The 1989-nt window shown below is 73.8% G+C and carries 1 protein-coding gene and 1 pseudogene; both read left to right on the forward strand.

Annotated features, from left to right (window positions below):
* Nucleotides 1-197: 197 nt before the first annotated feature.
* Complete coding sequence (locus tag CRP55_RS51270) at nucleotides 198-1517, forward strand: BTAD domain-containing putative transcriptional regulator (RefSeq protein ID WP_097329403.1); 1320 nt, start codon at nucleotides 198-200, stop codon at nucleotides 1515-1517.
* Nucleotides 1518-1683: 166 nt separating this feature from the next.
* A pseudogene (locus CRP55_RS52680) lies at nucleotides 1684-1989 on the forward strand (hypothetical protein); the annotation flags it as partial.

Consider the following 1989-nt stretch of genomic DNA (forward strand, 5'->3'; position numbering starts at 1 on the left):
GACACGGTCAGAGCGGGAAGGTCGCGAGCCGGGCGAGAAGGGCGGGGCGTGGGAAGGGCGCGAGCCGGGCGAGAACGGCGGGGCGCGGGAAGGGCGGGATAGGCGTGGGCTGGCGGGCTGGGCGCGAGCGGAGACTCGAGCGGAAGGCCGTCGCTGTGGGCAGCGGACGGGTGAGGGCGGTTATAAGGTTCGATGTGATGGAGTTTTGGCTGTTGGGGCCGTTCGAGGCCTGGGACGGTGGGCGGCGGGTCTCCGCGGGCAACCGCCGGCAGGAGCGGTGCCTGCTCGGGGTTCTGCTGCTTGCGGGCGGCGGCGTGGTCAGCGCCGAGCGGATCGCCGATCTCCTCTGGGACGGGATGCCGCCGGCGTCGGCTCGGGGCGCTGTTCAGACCTATGTGGGGCGGCTGCGCCGCGCGCTCGCTGACCATGGGCTGACCATCGAGACGCGGCACGACGGCTACCGGGTTGATGAGGCCGGGCACCGGCTCGATGTGGACGACTTCGCCGAGCGGTGCCGGGTTGCGGCCGAGGGCACCGACGCCGTGGAGCGGGTGCGCCTCTGGGATGAGGCTCTCGGCCTGTGGCGGGGGCCGCTGCTGGGCGACGTCGCGAGCGATCGGCTGCGGGAACGGCTCGGGGCCGCGTTGCACCGCCGGTGGCTCGGTGCCGTCGGGAGGCGGGCCGAGGATCTGCTGGCCATCGGCGGGCACGAACGCATCGTGTCCACTCTGGAGCCCGTTGTCGAGCAGAACCCGGGCGAGGAGAACCTGGTCGCGCTTCTCATGACCGCACTGCACCGGCAAGGCCGTACGGCCGAGGCCCTGCACCGCTACGACCTGACCGCCAAGGCTCTGCGGGCCGACCTGGACGTCACGCCCGGTGACGCCCTGCGGGAGCTCCGCCACCGGATCGCCCGGCGGGATCCGCGGCTCGACCGGCCTCCGGCGCCAGCCTACGCGGTGCGCGTGCGCGACGAATGGCTTCCCTGGAACGTCGGCGGGCATCCGGCCCTGGAGTTCTGCAACACCTACGCGGGCTGGGGCCGCCCAGGGTCGCGCGGCGAGTGGCTCGGCGGCTATCCCGCCCTGGCCGCGTGGTCCGAGCAGGTGGGCCTCGTCGACGCGGGCACGGTTTCGGCGCTGCTTCGACTCGCTCGCCGCGGCCCGCACGCCGCCGCTGAGGTGCTCGGCAGAGCCAAGAGACTGCGTTCGCTTTTGTACGCCGTACTGACCGATCCCGGCGACGAACGAGCGTTCGCCGCGGTCGCCGGCTTCGCGCAGGCCGCCGCACGCGCGTCCGTCCTCACCCGAGACGGCTCGGGGCTGGCCCGCTGGGCGCTGTCGCCCGGCGCCGGCCTGGAGACACCGCTGCACGCGGCCGCGAACGCCGCCGCCGAACTCCTCGCCGACCCCCGCCGTTTCACCGTGTGCGCCTGCCCGGGCCCGAACTGCGGCTGGCTCTTCCTCGACGACACCGGCCGCCGCCGCTTCTGCAGCATCGCCACCTGCGCCCACTGACCCGGCGCCCAGGTCACCCTCCCGAGTGACACCGGTGCACGACCGCATCTCCCCGGTGAGCTGGAACGGATCGCCCGTTCAGGCAGGGGATCTCCCCACGCATGGACGCCCGTCACATCCGGTCGGCGGGTTATGCGGTTCACCTCCCTTGACCATGCTCACGCGGGTGAACCCGCCTCCACCGCAGGACCCGTGGCACAGCCAGCCCGGCCCGGACGACGACGGAACCGTTCCCGGCTACGGCCCGCCCGGCCCCGGCGGGGGCGCCCTCCCGGGTAACGGCCACCCGATACCCCCGTACGGCCCGCCGGTGGACGCCTATGGCCAGCCCTTGGGAGGCGGCGCACCCAGCGGTCCTCCCACCCAGCCGTACCCGTCGGCCCCGGGTCTTCTCCCGCGCAAGCCGCCGTCGCGGTGGAAGGCCTGGCACAAGGTCACGCTCGGGGTGATCGGCGTTCTGGCGCTCTGCCTC

This window comes from Paractinoplanes atraurantiacus (assembly GCF_900215205.1).
Classification (GTDB): domain Bacteria; phylum Actinomycetota; class Actinomycetes; order Mycobacteriales; family Micromonosporaceae; genus Actinoplanes; species Actinoplanes atraurantiacus.

Bases quoted from the DNA above. Each gene is read 5' to 3' on its own strand.
- CRP55_RS51270 (WP_097329403.1), top strand. From the start codon at position 198: ATGGAGTTTTGGCTGTTGGGGCCGTTCGAGGCCTGGGACGGTGGGCGG.